This is a genomic window from Acinetobacter calcoaceticus DSM 30006 = CIP 81.8 (assembly GCF_000368965.1).
In the GTDB taxonomy this organism is placed as follows: domain Bacteria; phylum Pseudomonadota; class Gammaproteobacteria; order Pseudomonadales; family Moraxellaceae; genus Acinetobacter; species Acinetobacter calcoaceticus.
The window spans coordinates 813,618-834,803 of record NZ_KB849780.1; the positions used below are offsets into that span (position 1 = coordinate 813,618).

Sequence of the window (21,186 nt, forward strand, 5' to 3'; positions counted from 1 at the left end):
GTTACATGCTCAGTCGTCAATTAGAAGTATCATTACGTTTGGCTGTTAGCATGGCTCGTCAAAAGAGACATGAGTTTCTTACAGTTGAACATTTATTATTAGCGCTACTCGACAACGATTCGGCCGTGAATGCGTTAAAGGCATGTGGGGCTGATATAGTTTCTTTACGTAAAGAATTAGAAGAATATGTAGAACAACATACTCCTAAGCTTGGCGAAAATAGCGAGCAGGCGCCTCATCCAACAGAAAGTTTCGACCGCATTTTGCAACGTGCTATTTTCCATGTGCAATCAAGTGGCGGCGATCGTACTGTTGAAGGTGCGGATGTTTTGGTCGCAATGTATTCAGAGCGTGATTCTTTTGCTGTGTATTTGCTTAAACGTCATCAAATCAATCGATTGACATTGACTCAATACTTGTCTCATGGGACACGTAAAGATGAAGTGCAAGTTGAAGAAGAAGTTGAAGATATTGAGGGTGAAACGAGTACGGGCAATGCAGGGCCATTAGAGCTTTATACGCTGAACTTAAATGTTGAAGCGCAAAAAGGCAAAACTGATCCACTTATTGGTCGTGAAAAAGAAATTGAGCGTACAGCACAAATTCTGTGCCGCCGTCGCAAAAATAATCCATTACTTGTCGGTGATCCGGGCGTTGGTAAAACCTCGATTGCTGAAGGTTTGGCATGGTTAATTGTGAATGGTAAGGCGCCTAAACCTTTGAGTCAGGCTGAAGTTTATAGTTTAGATATTGGTGCATTAGTTGCTGGGACCAAATATCGAGGTGACTTTGAAAAACGTTTAAAACAATTGCTTAATGCTTTGAAGAAAAATCCAAATGCGATTTTATTCATTGATGAAATTCATATGATCATTGGCGCGGGCTCAAGTATGGGCAGCACAATGGATGCTTCGAATCTCATCAAGCCAGCTTTGGCAAATGGTAGTTTGCGTTGTATCGGTTCAACGACGTTCCAAGAATATCGTCAGGTTTTTGAAAAAGACCATGCGTTATCACGTCGTTTCCAGAAAATTGATGTCAATGAGCCAAGTATTTCTGAAACAATTGATATTTTGCGTGGCTTAAAATCTAAATTTGAAGATTTTCACCACGTACAATATGACGATAAAGCATTGGTATCAGCTGTAGAGCTTTCTGCTAAATTCATTAATGATCGTTTCTTGCCAGACAAGGCAATTGATGTGATTGACGAAGCTGGTGCTCAGCGTCGTTTGAAGGCTGAAAGTGATGATAGTTTGATTACGGTAGAGAATATCGAAGATATCGTTTCTAAGATCGCTCGTATTCCACCAAAAACTGTTTCTAAAGACGATAAGTCAGTGCTTGAAAATCTTGAGCGTGATTTAAAACGTGTTGTGTTTGGTCAGGATGAAGCGATTACAGCGTTAGGCTCGGCAATCAAGTTGTCTCGTGCTGGATTGAAATCACCAGATAAGCCAGTAGGTAGTTTTGTTTTTGCTGGCCCAACAGGTGTGGGTAAAACTGAAGTCACTAAACAGCTGGCGAAGTTGTTAGGTGTGGAGCTGGTGCGTTTCGATATGTCTGAATATATGGAACGTCATGCAGTTTCACGTTTGATTGGTGCACCTCCGGGTTATGTGGGTTATGACCAAGGTGGGCTGTTAACTGATGCGATCCATAAGAATCCGCACTGTGTTTTATTGCTAGATGAAATTGAGAAAGCACATCCAGATGTGTTCAATCTCTTGCTGCAAATCATGGATCATGGTGCTTTAACGGATAACAACGGACGTAAGTCAGACTTTAGAAACGTTATTATTGTCCTGACTACGAATGTGGGAGCAGAGAGTATTTCTCGCGCGAGTATTGGTTTTACTGAACAAGATCATAGTTCTGATAACCAAGAAGCAATGAAACGTGCTTTCTCACCAGAGTTCCGTAACCGTCTAGATAGTGTTATTCAATTCAAGTCATTACCAACAACTGTTATTGAGTCTGTGGTTGATAAATTCTTGACAGAGTTACAAGCTCAACTAGATGACAAACAAGTTGTACTTGATGTCGATCAAAGTGCTCGTGATTGGTTGGCAACAAATGGTTATGACCGCTTGATGGGTGCACGTCCAATGCAACGCCTCATTCAAGAACACTTGAAGAAACCATTAGCTGAAATGATTTTGTTTGGTGAACTGGCAGATCATGGTGGTAATGTGGCTGTATCAGTGAAAAATGAAGATGGCAAAGCTGTTGGCTTAAAACTTGAAGTGTTTGAAGATCATCATACGGCAGAACCAGCATAACTCATGTTAATTGATAGTCTTGCTATAACCCGAATACTGAGTGTATTCGGGTTATTTATTATTACAGCAATTGCTGAAATTCTGGGTTGTTATTTCCCTTATCTGATTTTAAGAGAAGGTAAGTCGGCTTGGCTGTGGTTACCTACAGTTTTAAGTTTGGCTGTCTTTGTATGGCTGCTGACCCTACATCCAGCGGCTTCAGGGCGCATTTATGCTGCATATGGCGGTATTTATATTTTTACTGCGTTAATGTGGCTGCGCTTTGTTGATCAGGTCGGATTAACAAGATGGGATATATTAGGTGGTCTAATAGTGTTTTGTGGAGCTGGCTTAATTATTTTACAACCTCAAGGGCTGATTCGTTAAGACAATGAGTGAATCTGAAAATAAGAAGTTTTTCAAAAAAAAGACTTGTCAAAGCCCTCAACAATGCGTATTTTAGATTTAAGGAACATTTTTTTATATTTGAGATAAAGATGTTAAATCTATCTGTGAACACTAACGCATATTATTATTTTTGGCAATTTAGATAGTTGCCTGAGCGTATTCGGGCATGAGAAAGTTGCCCATCACAGTTAATACCTGATCGGCAACCCCGATCAGGTTTTTTTATGCTTTATCTTTTTGAATCGAGGAACTTAAAATGAACAACATGACTTATTCATACTTTAGCAACTTTTATTGGTTTTACTTTTGCTTGCCTTTACCAACGAATAGATCCAAAACGCTCAAATAAATGATCGGACTGAATAGATTGCAGTCCCAAGGAAAAACCAATGAATGCCCTAAATACTTTATTGACACAAAGCAATACAAAAGAAACTCCAGTTAGTTTACCTGTCCAGTTAAAAGCAAAATATCCGCTTGCACACTCTTTCGTGCGTCAAATTGCCGAACACCGTCAAACTATTCAAAATATTCTTATCGGCAAAGATCATCGGTTAATGGTAATTACAGGGCCTTGTTCCATTCATGATCCGGTTGCAGTACTTGAATACGCTGAAAGATTGCAAAAATTACAAGAAAAAGTAAAAGATCAGATTTTTATCGTGATGCGTGCATACATTGAAAAACCACGTACAACTGTGGGTTGGAAGGGTTTTATGTATGATCCAAATTTAGATGGTTCATCAAATTTACAACTTGGCTTAGAAAAGTCTCGCGAACTTTACTTACAAATTATTGAAAAGGGTTTGCCAATTGCGAGTGAAATTTTAAGTCCAATGGCAACTGGTTATTTTGATGATTTATTGGCTTGGGGTGCAATTGGCGCTCGTACAAGTGAGTCTCAAATTCATCGTGAAATCTCAAGTCACATGCCATACAGTATTGGTTTCAAGAATGGTACGGATGGTTCAATTCAGATTGCCTTAGATGCGATTCAGTCAGCACAAAATGAACATCAATTTTTAGGAATGAATCAACAAGGCTTACCTTCAGTGATTCAGAGTGCTGGTAATCCCTTACCACACTTGATTTTGCGCGGAGCGAATCATGGGCCAAATTATGATTTAGCTTCAATTCAGGCTATACGAGAAAAACACAAACAAAATCTTCCTGCATTGGTGATTGACTGTAGTCATGGCAATAGCAGTAAAGATCCGTTACGTCAGCCAGAAGTTTTACAGCAAATCGTTGCTGAACGTTTAAAAACACAAGTAAAGGGTGTCATGATTGAAAGTCATTTGGTTGATGGTAGCCAAAAGATTTCTTGTGATATGACTTATGGGCAGTCAGTAACTGATGGTTGCTTAGGATGGGAAAAAACAGAGCGACTTTTGTTAAGTGTTTCAGAGCAATTAAAAGCAAAAGAGTTAGCTCATTCAGCTTAATGTTTTGCACATTTAAAAAGGGATCTGCGAACAGATCCCTTTATTTTTTAAGAAGCATGTTTTAATTCTGATAAAAATGTTGTGATTTCATGGCCAAATTTTTTCGGCTCGGTCAATAACGGTGTATGGCCTGAACGCTCAAAGTATATTGCTTTTGCATGCTCGACACTCTGTGCAATAAGTGTCTGCCCAGTTTCTGGATAAAGCGTCGAATTACGACCAATAAAGAAAGTGGTTGGGCACTCTAATTGCTGGATAGCTTCACGATAATCTTCATTGTGATAAAGATAATTTTCCACATACCAAAATAAATAATCTAAACGCTGAATAGGTAATAAATATTTTTGTAGAAACGGTTGTTTTAGCGCTGTTTTAAAAACTAAAGGGCTAAATGGATTGCTACTTTGTAAATCAATAAAATCTACCCAAAGGCGAACCAATTCCTGTCGATCTGGAAGTGATAATTCATAAAGATATTTGGCATTTTTGTGCTTTGATAATAATTGATAGATATCATTTAGTAATTGTTTGAACTGAGTATGATGAGAACCAAATAAACCATATTCCCATGTTGAATCTACAGATATTTTGGGTGTTTGGTCGATATGTAAATAAGCTTTTAGTTGCTGTGCGAGATGAGCATGTTTCATACCGTGCATGGCCGTCGTGGCGCCCATTGAATAACCCATCAAGATAAAATTATCGAGTTTTAATTGTTCTATTAAATGAGCAACGTCTTGCCAATGGCTTGATATCGCATCTTGCTCAGGGATTGCACAATTTTTTGAACCGCCAAACCCACGCCAATCTGGAATAATAAACTCATAATCTTTACGATTTGCATAAATAAAAGGTAGCCATTGCCAACTTTGCATACCAAGACCAGATAAAACCAAAACTGGTTCACCACGACCAACACGACGTACAAATAAATTTTCCCGATCGGGCATGGTGTAATATGGCATGGCTATTCTCCGGATACGCTATGTTGGGCAAAGCGTTTTAATTGAGGGATGACTTGTTCCAACCATTTGATCCATTCACTTTCCATCGTAATTCCAAGTTCTAAGATCATTTTATGGATGTATAACACACGGTCATTTAGATCATTGCTATCTTTAAAATCTTTGTCATAAATACTTTGATAAAGTTTAAGCTTTTCCTGATGTAGACCAAGGTGTCGTAACAGCTCAGGTAATATCTGATTATTGCTCAATTGTGCTTCAGCACGCAATCTAACCATCAAGTCATCACGAAGCTGCGCAGGTTCACTTTGTTGCGTCATCCATGAAGCTAGCTCAATACGTCCCAGTTGTTCAACTTGATAGGTCTTTTTTCGACTATTTTCCATTTCATTTTCTAACGTTGAAACCCAACCTTTTTTGAGCATGTTGTTGAGTTCACGATAAATTTGCTGGTGTGTGGCATTCCAGAAAAAGCCCATTGAACGGTCAAAGCGGCGGGCAAGTTCGAACCCTGTGCTTGGTCGTTCAAGCAAGCTGGTCAATAAAACATGAGGAAGTGACATGGCAATCCGGTTTGTAAGCAAAAGTAAAGTGTGACTGATGAGATTATGCAACATGTTGCATAAAAGTCAAAATTTGATTATAAATTAATGCAACAAGTTGCATTAGCAAGCTAATTGCTAGCCAAAGGAGAAAATATGTCAGCTTATCCACATTTATTAAAGCCACTTGATTTGGGCTTTACTACTTTAAAAAACCGTGTGCTTATGGGGTCTATGCATATTGGGTTAGAAGAAGCACCGCAGGGATATGAGCGTATGGCAGCATTTTATGCTGAGCGCGCAAAAGGTGATGTTGGATTGATCGTAACTGGCGGTGTTTCTCCGAATGATGATGGTGTTGTATTTAGCCACGGTACCAAGCTCGATACAGTTGAAGAAGCTGAAAAACATAAAGTAATTACCCAAACTGTGCATGAAGCTGGCGGTAAAATCGCTATGCAGATTTTACATACTGGGCGCTATTCTTATCAGGCAAATAACGTTGCGCCTTCAGCAATTCAAGCACCAATTAACCCGATTAAGCCTAAAGCTTTAAGTTCTGCCGAAGTACAACAGACCATTGACGACTTTGCAAACTGCGCCAAACTTGCTCAGTATGCAGGTTATGATGGCGTAGAAATTATGGGCTCTGAAGGTTATTTAATTAATGAGTTTATTGCTGCACGTACTAATCATCGTGATGATGAATGGGGTGGTAGTTACGAAAATCGTATTCGTTTCCCCATTGAAATTGTAAAACGTACGCGTGCTTTGGTTGGTGAAAATTTTATTATTATTTATCGTCTATCGATGCTTGATTTAGTGGAAGGTGGTTCAAGTTTTGATGAAGTGATTCAGCTTGCAAAAGAAATTGAAAAAGCAGGTGCAACAATTATTAATACAGGCATTGGTTGGCATGAAGCACGTATTCCAACCATTGCAACGAAAGTACCTCGTGCTGCATTTACGTGGGTCACTGAAAAACTCAAAGGTGAAGTATCTATTCCTTTGATTACTTCCAACCGAATTAATACCCCAGAAATGGCTGAGCACGTGTTGGCTTCAGGTCATGCTGATATGGTGTCCATGGCGCGTCCAATGCTAGCCGATGCTGAGTTTGTTTTAAAAGCAAGCCAAGGTCGTAGCGATGAAATTAATACATGTATTGGGTGTAACCAAGCGTGTTTAGATCATATTTTTTCAATGAAAATCGCAACGTGTTTAGTGAATCCTCGCGCATGTTATGAAACTGAACTTATCTTTAAAGAAGCACAGGTTCAAAAGAATATTGCTGTTATTGGTGCGGGTCCGGCAGGTTTAAGTTTTGCAGTATATGCGGCTGATCGCGGGCATAAAGTCAAAGTTTTTGAGGCAAGTCATCAAATTGGTGGTCAGTTTAATATTGCAAAGACTGTTCCTGGAAAAGAAGAGTTTTACGAAACCTTACGTTACTTTGGCCGTCAAATTGAATTGCGACCAAATATTGAGCTTGTATTAAATCATAAAGCAACTTATGAAGAGTTGAGCCAAGCAAATTTTGATGAAATTGTGGTTGCAACAGATGTAACTCCTCGTCAATTACAATTTGATGGGATTGATCATCCTAAAGTACTGAGCTACTTACAAGTTCTAAGAGAACGTGTGCCTGTGGGGCAGCGTGTAGCGATTATTGGTGCGGGTGGTATTGGTTTTGATACGGCGGAATATCTTACTCACGAAGGTGAAAGTGGCAGCTTAAACCCAGAAAAGTTCTATGCTGAATGGGGAATTGATACTCAATATGAGCATGTTGGCGGATTAAAGCAGCCAAAAGTTGAAGATTCGGAACGAGAAATTTATTTACTGCAACGTAAAGCAGCTGCTGTAGGGGGTGATTTAGGTAAAACTACTGGCTGGATTCACCGTACAGGTCTGAAAAATCGTCAAGTCAAAATGCTTGCCGGGGTTCAATACGACAAAGTAGATGATCAAGGACTTCATATAACAGTAGATGGGCAACCAAGCGTACTTGAAGTTGATCATGTTGTGATTTGTGCGGGCCAAGAGTCTTTCACTGCAATGTATGAGCAATTAAAAGAAGACGGAAAAAATGTTCATTTAATTGGTGGAGCTAAAGAGGCCGGAGAGCTAGATGCAAAACGCGCTATACGACAAGGTGCTGAATTAGCAGCGACACTATAAATCTATATGGGCATTTCTTTGAAAAGGAAATGCCCATAATTTCATTAAGTAAATTAAAGGAAAAATAATAATGGCACTTGAAACAACAAAACAGTCTTTAGAAAAATGGCATCACATGATTCAGGCAGGTAACTTGTCTGATCTAAATGATTTATTAGCCGATGAAGTCGTTTTCCGTTCTCCTGTTGCTCATAAACCTTATGAAGGAAGGCAAGTCGTTTTTTTCATTCTGAGCAATGTTATTCAGGTATTCCAAGACTTTACTTATCATCGTGAGTTTTATACGGAAGATGGCGAAAATGTGGTACTTGAGTTCAGTGCAAATGTAAGCGGCAAGTCATTAAAAGGTATTGATATGATACGTTTTAATGAGCAAGGCAAAATTATTGATTTTGAGGTAATGATTCGTCCAATGAGTGGTTTAGCGGCACTAGCTGAACAAATGGGTGAAAGAATCACCAAGTTTCAACCGCAATAATTTTAGCAAATAGCCTAAGTAATATTATTGAGGTCATTAGAATGTGGTTAAAACTTTCAACATTAGTCTTATTGCCTGTATTATTTATACAAGGGGCAAAGGTTCGTAAGAATACACCACGTCTATTAGAGGCCATTGGCGAGCGTGAAGGTCTGTGCGGACACGGAAGACCTTTGTCATTGCTTATTTTAGGTGATTCTGCAGCGGCAGGTGTTGGAGTTGAAACACAAAAAGATGCTTTATCTGGCGTAATTATTTCTGAGTTGCAAGATGAGTATTCTTTATGCTGGAAACTTCATGCAAAAACAGGCGATACAACCAAGCAGGTTTTTCAAGCTCTACAGCATTTAGAGCAACAAAATTACGATGTGGTGGTTACGTCGATTGGTGTTAATGATGTAACAAAATTAATCTCAGCAAATCTATGGTTAAAACAACAAAAGCAATTGTTTCAGCAAATACAGACGCGTTTTCAACCTAAACTCATTATCGTATCTGGTGTGCCGCCAATGCAACATTTTCCAGCTTTGCCGAATCCATTGGCTTGGTTATTTGGAAAATATGCAGAGCAAATGAATCAGTCATTATATAAATGGTTAGAATCACAAAACCAATTTAGATTCATTCAATATGATATTGAAAGTTTTCAAGCGATGAATTTGCCTATGGCAAGTGATGGTTTTCATCCAAGCAAAGAAATTTATGCAATTTGGGGGCAGCAGGTTGCAGCATTAGTGCGGCAATCATTTAACTCATAATCAGAGGTCGTGATTGGAAATGGGCATATCTACTTTAAATAAAATTAAAGCTTTCGGTTCAGAATTGTTCGATTCGGTATTAGGTGCTGAACAGCCAAAAATCTATTATGACCCACAAGGGAAAATAAAAGATATTCTGGAGAAATTGCCCCAGCTCAAGCAAAAATATCGTCCTACGCCATGGTTGAGCAACAATCACGTTCATCTTTTGTATTTTGATATTATTAGAAAAAAAACCATTAAGCTTGAATATGACCGTATTGATCAGCTCACCATGAAAGATGGTGGCGTAACTGCGATCGCGTGGTATGGCTATAATCTTCCAAAAGCTACTCCTACAGTTGTCATCATGCATACCATTACAGGTACACCTGAAAGTATGCGTGAACTGGTGAAAGATTTACATCACTATACGGGGTGGAGAATAGCGCTTTGCTTACGCCGTGGGCATGCTGGTTTACCTATGCCTGTACCACAGATTTCTCTTTTCGGATCAACAAGTGACCTTAAAGAGCAGCTTACGCATATTCAAAATTTGTTTCCTGAATCAGATCTGTACGCTGTCGGCTCCTCTGCTGGCACAGGATTGTTAGTTCGTTATTTGGGGGAGCAAGGCACTGACACGCCATTTAAAGCTGCTTTTGCAATGTGTCCAGGCTATAACACTGAGATTGGCTTTAAAAATGTTCATCCGTTTTATAGCAAAATGATGACCAAAAAGTTATTCAAATATTTTATTCATCCTTATCAAAGTACTTGGAACAAGATTCCTTCTTTAGAAAAAGTTCTAGCGACGACTAGTCTGGAAGAGTTTGAAAAAGAATATTTTGAAATGGCTGGCTTTCAGGATTATCAAAGTTATTGTCAGGCAATTAATCCAATTTATGTATTTGAAAATGTCAAAATTCCATTAATGATTCTTAATGCTGAAGATGATCCAGTATGTTCTATTAAAAATTTAGAACCTTATAAAGAAAAGATCCAGCAAATGAGTAATATTGCAGTTGTAACCACTAAAAAGGGAAGTCATTGTGGCTTTTACGAGGGTTGGAAAAGTACCTCTTGGGCTGCCAAATTAATTTCGAATTATTTTATGGTTAATCATAAACAATGACGGTGTTGCTGTAATAAATTAAATAAAGCCCATCTATTGAATGGGCTTTATGATTTTATCAGGTCAAGATAAAAGCAATTTTGGATCTTTCAGTCCAATTTTGATTTTGGTACTAGCAACGAGGTCTTTTTCATCTGTTTGGTTAGGGTGGAAATCAAAGCGATAATAGTCAAAAAATTTAGGGACTAATGTTCTATATTGTTTGTTAGCAAAACCAAAGAAATTACGCCAAGAGTTAAAGTTTAGAAGTTGGCGATCTCGTTTCATAAGAACGAATTGATAAATTGTTGAGAAGCTTGTAATTAAAAATAGACTTAAAGTAAAGACAGTAATGCGAGGGAGATAGGCGCTCAGTCCACTTCCATATAAGTGTTGATAAAGATCAAAGGCGACAGCTTTATGTTCGGTTTCTTCAATGCTGTGCCATAACCATAAATTACGGATCGTTGAGTCAGTCATGAGTTCATTAACAGATTGCATCATGCTCACTACAAGTACTGCGGTATAGTGCTCTAAGCCAACTGTTACGAGCAAATTCCATTTTTTACTAAAAACTTTTTCAATACTTTTTAAAACGATACCAGTTGCTTTTTCCAAAGATTCGGGATCAAGGCCATGTTGCTGGGCGCTGACATGAAAGGCATGATGCTCTTTTGAATGCATTGCTTCTTGACCAATAAATGCGCTGATTTCGCGATCTAGAATTTCATTCGACTTTGCTTTAGCACGTAACGCTCGAACTGAACGAACAAAATATGATTCACCCTCAGGGAACAATGTAGATAAGCCCGTAAAATAGTGGGTAAGTGAGGGTTCGTTATTACACCAGTAACGAGGTGTATTTTCAAAGTTGTAGTCCATACGACGGACTGGAAATGAGGCGGGTACGCGATTTGATACAGTAGTCATTTTAAGCTCCAATCTTCTTTTAATTAAGGTTCCAAAAAGGAACTTGCTAAAAAACTACATCTCAGCGTGAGTAACGTCAATGCTTTTTCAGAGTGAATAAGTAGATTGTCCTAAATTGATATCTAGGAAAACTTTAAAGACAAATTAGAAAGAGAAAGGTAGAACTGATTATTGAATTGATAATTTTAATAATATTTAAAAAGCCCAAATCAACTGTTCAATTTGGGCATATTCATACGGGAACTTAGTTTTTAAGCGCTGGTGTAGCAGCAGCAATCGCAGCGGCAACAGCATCATCTTCAGTTTGAGATGGTTCTGCTGGCTTAGCTGGTTTTGACTGAGCTTTTTCAGGCTTAGGTTCTGGTTTTGGCTCTGGTTTTGGCTCAGGTTTAGGTTCTGGCTTAGGCTTCGGCTCTGCTTTAGGTTGCTCAGAAGCTGTTGTTTGTGAACTTTGATCAGATTGGGCAGGACGAGTTTCACGGCGAATTTCAGTTGTGGTATTCGCTGTTTCTTCGTGATGAACTTCAACTTGCGTTGGTTCCTGCGTTTGAGCTTCTTCAGTTTTAACGCTTTCTAAAGACTCAAATTTTGCAGGTTCAGCAGGCTTAGGTTCTGAAACAGCAGTTTCAACCTTTTCTTGCTCTTCTTCTGGTGTTTCTTTTTTGACACATGCGGTTAACAATAGTCCAGCTGCAATTGCAGCACAGATTAAAAGTTTTTTATTTGCCATTGTCCTAAACAACATTTAATTGAGGAGCTGGCATTATAACAGCAAAAGAGAATGAAAAAATCATGTGAGATGGACCTAATTTTTATTAAAAATGCTGATAGAATAACCAGTTGTTTAATGATCTTTGAATTGATGCGGTTTGACTTTGCTTTATAGGGGCAGAGTAAAGTAAAATTGCCCAACATTGTAGGCCGATTTCGGCTTGATTGTACGAGAAACTTAATGACCCATTTTATTTTTGTTACTGGTGGTGTGGTTTCATCGCTAGGTAAAGGTATTTCTGCTGCTTCAGTTGCTGCACTTTTGGAAGCCCGTGGCTTAAAAGTCACAATGGTTAAAATGGATCCTTACATTAATGTCGATCCGGGGACAATGAGTCCTTTCCAACATGGTGAAGTTTTTGTCACAGAGGATGGTGCCGAAACTGATCTAGACTTGGGTTATTACGAACGTTTCTTACGTCGTGCGAAAATGACCAAACTGAATAACTTTACCAGTGGCCGTGTATATCAAGATGTTCTAAATAAAGAACGTCGTGGTGACTACTTAGGTGGTACGGTTCAAGTTATTCCACATATTACTGACAATATTAAAGAACGTGTACTTCGCGCAGGTGAAGGTTACGACGTTGCAATCGTTGAGATTGGTGGTACTGTTGGTGATATCGAATCACTTCCATTTATGGAATCAGTCCGTCAGTTAATGGTTGAGCTTGGTCATAAACGTACCATGCTGATGCATTTAACATTGTTACCATATATCAAATCTGCGGCTGAGTTAAAAACCAAGCCAACTCAACATTCAGTGAAAGAGTTACTTTCAATTGGTATTCAGCCAGATATCTTAATCTGCCGTACTGAATATGATGTAGATGTTGATACTAAACGCAAAATTGCATTGTTCACTAACGTGGAAGCGCGTGCCGTTGTGGTATGTAAAGATGCGAAAACAATTTATCAAATTCCACGTACATTCTATGAACAAAACGTTGATGACCTCATTTGTGAACGTTTTGGATTTAATGATCTTCCGGAAGCAAACCTAGAAGATTGGGATAATGTAGTCGAAGCATTACTTAACCCAGAATACACTTTGCGTGTAGCTATGGTTGGTAAATATGTTGAATTACCAGATGCTTATAAATCTGTGAATGAAGCATTGTTACATGCAGGCATCAAAAACCGTGTGAAAGTACAGATTGACTATGTCAATGCTGAAGAGCTTGAAAGCCAAGACGTTTCTATTTTGCAAACAGCTGACGCAATTTTAGTCCCAGGTGGTTTTGGTGAGCGTGGTACTGAAGGCAAAATGAAAGCTATTCAATATGCACGTGAAAACAAAGTTCCATTCTTGGGCATTTGTTTAGGTATGCAATTGGCTGTAATCGAATATGCACGTCATGTTGCAGCTATGCCAGAAGCATCTTCTACAGAGTTTAACCGTTCTACAAAATATCCATTGATTGGTTTAATTACCGAATGGCTAGATGAGCGTGGCGAGTTACAACAACGCAGCGTAGAGTCTGACTTAGGTGGAACTATGCGTTTAGGTGCACAAAAATCTGAATTGGTTGAAGGCACAAAAACACGTGAAGTCTATGGTAAAGCAGAAATCACTGAGCGTCATCGTCACCGTTATGAAATGAATAACCGTTTCATTGAGTCGATTGAACAAGCTGGTATGAAGATTTCTGGTTACTCTTCGGCACAACATTTGGTTGAAACTGTAGAAATTCCTGAACATCCTTGGTTTATTGCTGTACAATTCCACCCGGAATTTACAAGTTCACCACGTGATGGACATCCATTATTTGCTAGTTTTATTGACGCTGCGAAAACTCAGCATCAAAAAAGTAAATAATGCGATTTTAAATAAACTGGGAAAGTTTAAATGTCACAATTAAAACCACAAGAAGTTGTACGTTTAGGCGATATACAAATGGCAAATCATTTGCCATTTGTATTATTTGGCGGAATGAACGTACTTGAATCAAAAGATTTAGCTTTCGAAATTGCAGAAACTTATGTTGATATTTGCAAACGCTTAGACATTCCTTATGTATTTAAAGCGAGTTTCGATAAAGCAAATCGTTCTAGTCTGCATTCGTTTCGCGGTCCTGGACTCGAAAAAGGTATTGAATGGTTAGGCGATATTAAAAAACATTTTAATGTTCCTATCATTACCGATGTCCATGAGCCACACCAAGCTGAAGCAGTTGCAGAAGTAGCTGATATTATTCAGTTACCGGCTTTCTTAAGTCGCCAAACTGATCTTGTTGAAGCGATGGCAAAAACACAGGCTATTATTAACATTAAGAAAGCTCAGTTTTTGGCACCTCATGAAATGCGTCATATCCTGAATAAATGTTTAGAAGCAGGAAACGATAAGCTGATTCTTTGTGAACGTGGTTCAGCATTTGGCTATAACAACCTTGTTGTAGACATGCTTGGATTTGACATCATGAAAGAAATGAATGTTCCTGTTTTCTTCGATGTAACACATGCGTTGCAAACTCCTGGTGGTCGTGCTGACTCGGCAGGTGGTCGTCGTGCTCAAATTACAACTTTAGCACGCGCTGGAATGGCAACAGGCTTGGCTGGATTGTTCTTGGAAGGTCATCCAGACCCAGAACATGCAAAATGCGATGGACCTTGTGCATTACGCATGTCGCAGCTTGAGCCATTCTTGGCACAAATAAAAGAATTGGATACTTTGGTTAAAGGATTCAAAAAGTTAGACACCCATTGAGTTTTTACTCACTTACGCTGCTTTAATCGCAGCCCATATTCATTTAACAGAGGAATTGTTCATGAGCCAAATCGTTGACATCCGTGCACGTGAAATTTTGGACTCTCGTGGTAACCCAACCATCGAAGCAGACGTAATTTTAGAATCTGGGGTTGTTGGTCGTGCATGTGCACCATCTGGTGCTTCAACTGGTTCTCGTGAAGCTCTAGAACTACGTGACGGTGATAAATCGCGTTACTTAGGTAAAGGTGTTAAAACTGCGGTTAACAACGTAAACACGATTATCCGTGACGCTTTAGTGGGCAAATCAGTATTTGAACAAAAAGACATCGATAATACGATGATCGAACTTGATGGTACTGAAAACAAAGAAAAATTGGGTGCCAATGCAACTTTGGCTGTGTCATTGGCTGCTGCACGTGCTGCTGCTGATGAAAAGAAAATTCCTCTTTTCCAATACATCGCTGATTTACGTGGTCAAACAATTTTGACTATGCCTGTGCCAATGATGAACATCATCAATGGTGGTTCGCATGCAGACAACAACGTTGATATTCAAGAGTTTATGATTGAGCCAGTAGGCTTCACTTCATTTGCTGAAGCATTACGTGCTGGTGCTGAAATCTTCCATTCTCTAAAATCAGTTTTAAACAAAAAAGGTTTAAACACTGCTGTGGGTGATGAAGGTGGTTTTGCACCAAACTTGCGTTCAAACGAAGAAGCAATCACTGTTATTCTTGAAGCTATTGGTCAAACTGGTTACAAAGCTGGTTCTGACATTATGTTGGCGCTTGACTGTGCATCTTCAGAATTCTACAAAAATGGTCAATACATCCTTGCAGGTGAAGGCAATAAAGCATTCACAAGCAACCAGTTCTCTGACTATTTAGCGGGTCTTGTAAACCAATATCCAATTATCTCAATTGAAGATGGTTTAGATGAATCAGATTGGGAAGGCTGGTCTTACTTGACATCTATCCTTGGTGACAAAATCCAATTGGTAGGTGATGACTTGTTCGTTACAAACCCTAAGATTTTACAACGTGGTATTAATGAGAAAGTAGGTAACTCTATCTTAATCAAATACAACCAAATTGGTACGTTGACTGAAACTCTGGATGCAATCTATCTTGCTAAAGAAAATGGTTATACGACTGTAATTTCTCACCGTTCTGGTGAAACAGAAGATTCAACTATTGCTGACTTAGCAGTAGGTACAGCGGCTGGCCAAATTAAGACTGGCTCACTTTGCCGTTCTGACCGTGTTTCTAAGTACAACCAATTACTTCGTATTGAAGAATTGACTAAAGCTGCTTACCGCGGTAAAGCTGAGTTTAAAGGTTTAAACTAATCTTTAAATAAAAAGTTAAAATTAGTTTTTTAACATTTTAAGGTGCTATTTCTCTATTTTTAATAGGAAATAGCACCTTTTTTAATGCTTAAAAGATGAGTTACTTTTTCACTTTCTAGTGATTCTTTTATTACACCTCAAAAATGCAAAAAACTGGTAACTACAGCATTTTCAAAAACTTCATGTCAGACATTTATAATACTCAATTCTTTTACTATCCTAGTCGACGGGTTTTTAAAGACTCAGCCCAACTATGATGTTTGCAACGAGAACACTCTTGATCAATTTTATTGAGAATTTTAGTTTCACCACATTTCATACATGAATAAAAAGTATTGATTTTAAGTACGTCAACTTTGCAATAAGCATCGGGGAATAGTGGTAATCCCCATTTTACTTCTTCATCTTCATAGTACAGTAAGCTAAGGATGCCGTCGGATTCCAGTAAAGCTATTCTCACTTGACCTAAATGTTCAACATTTTGTTGGCGCATCTCTGAGAAAAACTCATCATGTGAATATGATTGTTTCTGGAAATCTTTGTAGACTAAAAGTCCATCTTTAACCACGCAAAGCGCTTTTCCTTCTAATAGATCTTCAATTTTCTTATGCTTCACCATGGCCCAAGTTACTAGACGATAGAGAAAAAGAATAACGATAAATACGACTAAAGCATGGGCAATAGGTAAGTCCTTGGTAAACATTGGATCACCAGCAGCCGAGCCTAAACATAAAATAATTGCGAGTTCAAAAAGGGAAAGTTGGCGAACACCATGCTTACCTGATAGTCTTAAAAAACTAATAATAATGATAAACATGAGGAAGCATCGAACCAAAATTTCCAAAATAAAGGTCCAAGTCGTGTCACCTATGAAAATATTAAAAAAATCCATTTTTTTCTCCTTTTTAATAGGTATATGAACTCTTTATAAAATTCTTAGCAAATTAAGAATAAAAAAAATATACTTTTTAAGTAGTTATTGGTTAAAGATTCGAAGTTTATGTGATTTTGTATAAATTTCATTTTCAAACTATGCATTAGAATAAATATATAGCATGGGTTTTAATTGTAGATAAATAGCAAGACAGAATGATTGTTGAAGTTGTCAAATAGGATAAAAATGCTATTTATTAGAATTTTAGTTTTAAATTTATTTTTCTATATTGGCTAGGAATTACGGCACTTCATTTTTACAATATCTAATATTAATAGACATATAATTTGTTTTAATATTATTTTCATTTTATGAGGACTTTTATATCATGAGAAAATAATATCATTTTAGAAAAATTGAAAATGATACTTATATTTGGGATGTAGATAATTTAGTGGAATTAACTAAAAATTTTAAAGTAAAAGAAATTTTACTATCAGAAATAAAAGAATTAGATGAACCGTATTGGTATCCGGATTCTCATCCTACTACTCAAGATATTATTAATCATATGCTATTAATTCAAGAAGCAGATTTGGCCTATCCAATAATAATGTGTTCACAGGGTAGAATAATGGATGGTATGCATAGGGTGGGGAAAGCAAAAAATTTAGGCAAGGTTAAAATATGTGCTGTACAATTTGATAAAGATCCCCAGCCAGATTATATCAATGTTGATGAAAATGATCTTATCTATGATGATTAATTATTTAGTCTCCATAAATTTTATATTTAGAAATATAAAATTTATTAGAAAGTTTTTCTTTGTTTAGAGTTAATTGTGAAAAATTTATTTAGCTATGAATGATACAGAAGATTTTGCTTATGCTGTTTTATTTTTAATCTCAATTATTTAGGTTCTATTACGAGCAAGCCAAAATTTTAAGGAGCATGGTGGCTTAAACATCCATTAATATGCTTTACTGACAATTCGGGATATACGGAATGGCATCTAAACGTTTTTGAAAAGCACTGGCATTCAGTATATTTTCATACATTTGTTGATATGTTTTTTTGTGATCTTCAATGTTGTGATAATCAATAATTTCTTGAAGTTTATCTCTATATTCTATATGGCCGGCATGGAACATTGCTGCATAATGTCCCCACAATGCATATTGATATCGTACAGCTGCCTTCGGAATTAAATTTATTTCGTTTAAATAGCTATGGGCCGTTTTTTCATAACATTCTTTTATTTCATGAGCATCTTTTTTCATTTTTCTTAAGAAAATGCATTGCATCTCTTGTAGTTGTGAACTATCTGTTTTATTTAGAATTTTTTCGGTAACTATATATGCTCCTTTAAGGCAACCTAAGTGAATAAGTACCTTGCGTTTGGTTTTTAAAATATCTAAATTATTATCGCTAGAGGGAATTTTTTTTAATAAGTTTTTAAATTTTAAATGGGCAGTATCTGGATCTTGTCCAGCTTTTAGTGTGTATACAATATCATTATATTCAAATATATAGGGGGTAGCTGATGTATGTTGTGTCTGATTACTCTCCATATTAATTATTTTTGAAGGGCTGTCATCAGTAGGGTTATTACAAGCGCTTAAACCTAAGCTTGCTAAAGAAAATGCTAAAATTTTATGCACTACAGTTTATACCTTTATTCTCTTTTATGAGATTTATGAAGAATAATAAAATATAAAAGAAAATACTGTGTAGTTTTTTATTTCTCTTGTTCTTGAGCAGTTCCATAGTCAATATTAATTTAAAAGTTAATTTATATATTTTAAATCAATAATATAAGCATCATAGTTTGAGTTTCATTAGTCAACAGGATCTGCGTCTAGTTTGTTAGAAATCCAGAGTTTTGGATGGATAGCTATTCTAGACCTAATGCAATATCGATTAACAAGTTACATTAAACAAATAAGAATAATTATTAACTTAAAGTTGATAACAATTATCATTCGTGTTAATTTTTGTGCCGAACTTTTACTACTGTGTAACAAGGAACAAGGTAGTGGAAGGCTAAAAATATGGTACAGCACATTGGTTATTATGGAATTTTCTTATGTACAATCCGCCCTTTAGAAAAGCATTTAGAGTTCACCCTTTAGCACTTTCTATGGCTTTAACGGTCCCTTCATTTGTTTATGCAGAACAAACCGAAACAACCACTTTAGCAACGATAAAAGTACAAGCAGAACAAGAAAATCCGGCTGTTACTGAAGGCTCTGGCAGCTATACAGCAAAAAGTTCAAATACTTCTACAAAACTAAATTTATCTCTTCGTGAAACTCCTCAATCGGTCAAAGTTTTAACCCGTGAATATTTAGATGATCGAAAAATCGATTCCTTTCAAGATTTAATGAACAATATTACGGGTGTTTCGACCTCACGTACTGATGAGCGCCAAAAAGTTTATGCACGTGGTTTTGAGGTGGATTATTACTTAATAGATGGAATGCCGAGTACGATTAATTTAGGTACAGGGGACCTTGATTTAGATATTTATGATCATGTCGAAGTAGTTAAGGGGGCCAGTGGCCTAACCACAGGTGCTGGAAACCCAGCGATGGCGCTGAATATGATTCGGAAACATGCAAACTCAAAAGAACTCACTGGTAATGTCAGCACATCTTTAGGTTCATGGAACTCTTGGAGTAGTTCGGCAGATATTTCTACACCGCTTAATGCAGATGGATCATTGCGTGGCCGCATGTTCGTAAAGCATTCTGATGAAAAATCATTTATGGATTTTTATGAGAAAGAACGGAATGTATTTTATGGTGCGGTTGATTATGACTTGAGTGATAAAACAAGCATGTCGCTTGGAGCTACTTATCAAGAATTACATCGTGATGGTATTCGCTGGGGTGGGACACCGGCTTTTTATACTGATGGGACTCGTACCAATTTTTCTAGAAGCTTAACTGTAAGTGCACCTTGGACCTATTGGGATGTGAATACAACGGCAGTATTTGCAAATTTAAAGCAGAATTTATTTAATGAGGTTAATTTAAATGTTGCTTATACCTTCCGTAAAGAAGATACGGACTCTATGTTGCTATATACAGCTGGAAGAGTAGATAAGGCCACAAATACCAGTCCATTAGAAAATCCAAATGATAATCAGAAGAATAAAACTGATTATGTTTCTGTATATGGCGCAAAAGCTGCAAATGAAGAAAATAATATTGATGTTTTTATCAATGCTCCATTTACGCTTTTTAATCGTCCACAAGAAATCATTATTGGTGGATCTTGGAATAAGAATGAGAAAACAAAGGATATTTTTGGTGGATCTAACACAAACCAAGACATTGAAAAGTATTTAGGTGGACCACTTAACTATAATGATATGGCTCAAGAGTTGCTTCAGCCTATTGTTTTAAACGGCAAAAATGCACTAAATGAAACCACACAAACTGCCGCATATATTGCCGGAAAATTTCAGATTCTGGATCCTTTAAAAATTATTGCAGGGGCACGCTTATCAAATTGGAAATATGAAGCAGAAAATGATAAAGGTAATCGTGAATTTAATAATGAATTAGCACCATATATTGGGGCTATTTATGATTTTGCCCAAGATCATTCTGTATACGCGAGTTATACAGAAATTTTCAAACCTCAAGAACGTAAAGATATAAATGATCAATATATAGATCCGATTACAGGTAAGAGTTATGAGGCTGGCTTAAAGAGCGAATGGTTTGGAGGGCGTTTAAATACAGCATTATCAGTATTCCGGATCGAGCAGTCTAATTTTGCTGAACTCATACCTGACAGGTTCATTATTCGCAATGGTACACAAACTACAGAGCAGGCCTATCGAGCTGTAGATGGGGTTGAAAGTAAAGGTTTTGAGTTTGAAGCTGATGGCGAGATTAACGACAATTGGGCTATTAACTTTGGTATTGCTAATTTTGAAGCAAAAGATGCAAAAGGCACAAAGGTTAATACGACAAACTCTCGAACAACCTCGAATCTATTTGTTAAGTACAAACTTGATCAATGGAGTGCAGGACTTGGCTTAAATTATAAGAGTAAATACTATACAGGTAGCGGAAGCTCCCGTATTGAGCAAGATGCTTATGTTTTAGCAAGTGCGATGCTTGGCTATCAAGTAGATAAAAATATCAAACTTCAATTTAATATCGATAATATTTTTGATGAGAAATATTATGAAGGTATTGGTGCTAACTCAATGAATTGGGGAACACCACGAAATGCAACAGTTAGTGTTCGTTATAATTTCTGATTTAGACCCTCATAAGCAGTCGATTTATAAGAGCCCTTTAATGAGGGCTTTTCTATATTTACTCAGCATAATTTCATCATACTTAGACTGGTGTTTAGGTGCATAGATTGATTTATAAGCAATTGTACTTATAAATATTATTT

18 protein-coding genes are annotated in these 21,186 nt (G+C 37.3%); 12 read left to right on the top strand and 6 right to left on the bottom strand.

Annotation, left to right across the window (positions count from 1 at the left end):
* Positions 1–5: 5 nt before the first annotated feature.
* The 3 genes from clpA to F936_RS08780 all read left to right on the top strand — a co-directional run bounded on the left by clpA (position 6) and on the right by F936_RS08780 (position 4,114).
* Positions 6–2,282, top strand: a complete 2,277-nt coding sequence (gene clpA, locus F936_RS08770) for an ATP-dependent Clp protease ATP-binding subunit ClpA (protein WP_005046687.1) — start codon at positions 6–8, stop codon at positions 2,280–2,282.
* Between the two features lie 3 nt (positions 2,283–2,285).
* A complete protein-coding gene (locus F936_RS08775; protein ID WP_005046688.1) occupies positions 2,286–2,648 on the top strand; it encodes a YnfA family protein in 363 nt (120 codons plus the stop codon).
* Between the two features lie 410 nt (positions 2,649–3,058).
* Positions 3,059–4,114: a 3-deoxy-7-phosphoheptulonate synthase gene (locus F936_RS08780; RefSeq protein WP_005046690.1), complete on the top strand. Its 1,056-nt coding sequence runs from the start codon at positions 3,059–3,061 to the stop codon at positions 4,112–4,114.
* A gap of 47 nt (positions 4,115–4,161) precedes the next feature.
* On the opposite strand, the gene F936_RS08785 is transcribed toward F936_RS08780, so the two are convergent.
* On the bottom strand, positions 4,162–5,079 hold the full coding sequence (locus F936_RS08785; RefSeq protein WP_004643050.1) for an alpha/beta fold hydrolase: 918 nt from the start codon (positions 5,077–5,079) through the stop codon (positions 4,162–4,164).
* Between the two features lie 2 nt (positions 5,080–5,081).
* Entirely contained in the window at positions 5,082–5,642 is a 561-nt protein-coding gene (locus tag F936_RS08790; protein WP_005046691.1) for a PadR family transcriptional regulator, read from the bottom strand.
* Between the two features lie 135 nt (positions 5,643–5,777).
* Between F936_RS08790 and F936_RS08795 the strand changes: the two genes are divergently transcribed.
* The 4 genes from F936_RS08795 to F936_RS08810 all read left to right on the top strand — a co-directional run bounded on the left by F936_RS08795 (position 5,778) and on the right by F936_RS08810 (position 10,152).
* Positions 5,778–7,802 carry an NADPH-dependent 2,4-dienoyl-CoA reductase gene (locus F936_RS08795; RefSeq protein ID WP_005046692.1) on the top strand — a complete coding sequence of 675 codons (2,025 nt, stop codon included), beginning with the start codon at positions 5,778–5,780 and terminating at the stop codon, positions 7,800–7,802.
* Positions 7,803–7,872: 70 nt separating this feature from the next.
* Positions 7,873–8,280, top strand: a complete 408-nt coding sequence (locus F936_RS08800) for a nuclear transport factor 2 family protein (RefSeq protein ID WP_005046694.1) — start codon at positions 7,873–7,875, stop codon at positions 8,278–8,280.
* A 41-nt stretch (positions 8,281–8,321) separates the two neighbouring features.
* Positions 8,322–9,038: an SGNH/GDSL hydrolase family protein gene (locus tag F936_RS08805; protein ID WP_005046697.1), complete on the top strand. Its 717-nt coding sequence runs from the start codon at positions 8,322–8,324 to the stop codon at positions 9,036–9,038.
* 19 nt (positions 9,039–9,057) lie between these two features.
* Positions 9,058–10,152 carry a YheT family hydrolase gene (locus F936_RS08810; protein WP_005046701.1) on the top strand — a complete coding sequence of 365 codons (1,095 nt, stop codon included), beginning with the start codon at positions 9,058–9,060 and terminating at the stop codon, positions 10,150–10,152.
* A 63-nt stretch (positions 10,153–10,215) separates the two neighbouring features.
* Here the strand turns inward: F936_RS08810 and F936_RS08815 are convergent, their stop codons facing one another.
* Together F936_RS08815 and F936_RS08820 are read right to left on the bottom strand one after the other, a co-directional pair.
* Positions 10,216–11,061 (bottom strand): metal-dependent hydrolase, encoded by an 846-nt coding sequence (locus F936_RS08815; RefSeq protein WP_005046702.1) that lies wholly within the window; start codon positions 11,059–11,061, stop codon positions 10,216–10,218.
* Positions 11,062–11,305: 244 nt separating this feature from the next.
* A complete protein-coding gene (locus F936_RS08820) occupies positions 11,306–11,791 on the bottom strand; it encodes a hypothetical protein (RefSeq protein WP_005046705.1) in 486 nt (161 codons plus the stop codon).
* A gap of 222 nt (positions 11,792–12,013) precedes the next feature.
* Between F936_RS08820 and F936_RS08825 the strand changes: the two genes are divergently transcribed.
* The 3 genes from F936_RS08825 (at position 12,014) to eno (ending at position 15,890) form a co-directional block, all read left to right on the top strand.
* Complete coding sequence (locus F936_RS08825) at positions 12,014–13,651, top strand: CTP synthase (protein WP_005046707.1); 1,638 nt, start codon at positions 12,014–12,016, stop codon at positions 13,649–13,651.
* A 30-nt stretch (positions 13,652–13,681) separates the two neighbouring features.
* Entirely contained in the window at positions 13,682–14,539 is an 858-nt protein-coding gene (kdsA, locus tag F936_RS08830; protein ID WP_003652054.1) for a 3-deoxy-8-phosphooctulonate synthase, read from the top strand.
* A gap of 61 nt (positions 14,540–14,600) precedes the next feature.
* Positions 14,601–15,890, top strand: a complete 1,290-nt coding sequence (eno, locus tag F936_RS08835; RefSeq protein ID WP_004643039.1) for a phosphopyruvate hydratase — start codon at positions 14,601–14,603, stop codon at positions 15,888–15,890.
* Between the two features lie 214 nt (positions 15,891–16,104).
* Here eno and F936_RS08840 read toward each other — a convergent pair whose 3' ends face one another.
* Positions 16,105–16,782: a DUF421 domain-containing protein gene (locus F936_RS08840; protein ID WP_005046711.1), complete on the bottom strand. Its 678-nt coding sequence runs from the start codon at positions 16,780–16,782 to the stop codon at positions 16,105–16,107.
* Between the two features lie 436 nt (positions 16,783–17,218).
* On the opposite strand from F936_RS08840, the gene F936_RS08845 reads away from it, so the two are divergent.
* Complete coding sequence (locus tag F936_RS08845) at positions 17,219–17,530, top strand: hypothetical protein (RefSeq protein WP_005046713.1); 312 nt, start codon at positions 17,219–17,221, stop codon at positions 17,528–17,530.
* 214 nt (positions 17,531–17,744) lie between these two features.
* On the opposite strand, the gene F936_RS08850 is transcribed toward F936_RS08845, so the two are convergent.
* A complete protein-coding gene (locus F936_RS08850) occupies positions 17,745–18,425 on the bottom strand; it encodes a hypothetical protein (RefSeq protein ID WP_005046715.1) in 681 nt (226 codons plus the stop codon).
* A 425-nt stretch (positions 18,426–18,850) separates the two neighbouring features.
* On the opposite strand from F936_RS08850, the gene F936_RS08855 reads away from it, so the two are divergent.
* On the top strand, positions 18,851–21,043 hold the full coding sequence (locus F936_RS08855) for a TonB-dependent siderophore receptor (RefSeq protein WP_005046717.1): 2,193 nt from the start codon (positions 18,851–18,853) through the stop codon (positions 21,041–21,043).
* Positions 21,044–21,186: the final 143 nt, after the last annotated feature.